We start from the raw sequence: 1567 nt of genomic DNA on the forward strand, positions 1-1567 counted from the left end.
TTTGTATACTGTATAGTATACATACCAATCAATAAGATTTTTGATTGTTTTTACTAACATGAGAAAAGGGAGAGATTGAATGATGAATAAAAAAAGAGTTGGGATAACGCTTGTGAGTGTTTGTTTTGTTTTACTAATTGCATTTGTTGCCTTTAGTATTAACGCTTCACACGAAAGAGCCGAAGAGGAAAAACAAAAGCAAAAAGAAGAGAAAATAGCATTGGATGCTAAAAATGCCTTAGAAAAAAATACTACAAGTACTGTAAATGAATTATTTGCTGATGAGAAAAAAACGTTATTAAATGATACTTATTCTGTAGATGATGTAAAGAAAATAGAAGATAATATTAAGAAAATCACGAATACAACATTAAAAAACAATTTGAATAGTGATGTTGATAAAGCAAAACAATTATATAAATCTGTTGAAGCATCTATTAAACAGGTTGAATCTTTATTTAAAGATAGTAAAGAAGAAGCTTTAGCTGAGGGCATCACTCGCGCTAAAATTAATGAAGTGAATAAAGTCGTTAAAGAAAAAACACCTCAAAATAAAGCTAAAAAAGAATTGGAAAATAAAGTCAAAAAAGCAAGTGATTTAATTGCTAAAAAAGAAGCCCAGTTCGAAGCTAAGGATAAAGAAAGTAATGAAAATGATAAATCTAAAATAATTGAGCAAGGCTCTTCAAAGAAAAGTGGAAACAGTTCAACTACCAAAAGAAACAACAATTCAAATAGTTCACAAGATACTCAGACAAATTCAAACTATGATAACTCTGTTAGTGATGAGTCTGATACTAATAATTCAAATAGGAAGCCTAGTAGTAATACATCAGAACAACCGATTGTGGCAAAAATGAATTTAGCTTCTCGGACTAATCAAATTATTACTGTTGTTGCGAGTGGTACGAATGCACAAGTTAAATTTTGGGAAAAAACTAATGGTAATTGGAAGCAGGTTTTTTCTACCTCAGGTAAAGTAGGTTCACAAGGTGTTGGTTCTGCTGATGAATACCATAGTAGAACGCCTCGGGGTGCGTATAGTTTAGGATTTGCATTTGGTACTAGTAATCCTGGAACATCATTACCATTTAGACAAATTACTAATAAAAGTTATTGGATTTCTAATGTTAATGATAGTCAATATAATTCATGGCAAGAAAGAAGTTCATCAAATAAAGCAGATGAACACATGGCTAGTTATCCTACGCAATATCGCTATGGAGTAGTAATTAATTATAATGCAAGCAGAACTAAAGGAGCAGGTTCTGGTTTCTTCTTACATTGTTCTAATGGCGCTCCAACAGCAGGATGTGTAGCAATTTCGACTTCGCATATGTCGACTGTATTACAAAAATTGCATAGAGGTGCTTACATTGTTAATGTCACAAGTGAGCAGGAATTATTAAATTATTAATCGAAAAAGAGGCTGTTAAATTAATCAGTCTCTTTTTTTATATAAAAAATTGATATTAAAGGATTAGATACATTTTATCTAGTCTTTTTTTATGTTTAATTTTTTGAGAGGAGTGGTGCAATTGATTGTATAGAATGGATAACATTAGTG

General features: G+C 30.8%; 1 protein-coding gene. It reads left to right on the forward strand.

What is annotated here, in order from left to right:
* Positions 1-79: 79 nt before the first annotated feature.
* Complete coding sequence (locus HCB45_RS15100; protein WP_235004700.1) at positions 80-1417, forward strand: toxin Cry1Ac domain D-VI-related protein; 1338 nt, start codon at positions 80-82, stop codon at positions 1415-1417.
* Positions 1418-1567 lie beyond the last annotated feature (150 nt).

This window comes from Listeria farberi (genome assembly GCF_014229245.1).
Classification (GTDB): domain Bacteria; phylum Bacillota; class Bacilli; order Lactobacillales; family Listeriaceae; genus Listeria; species Listeria farberi.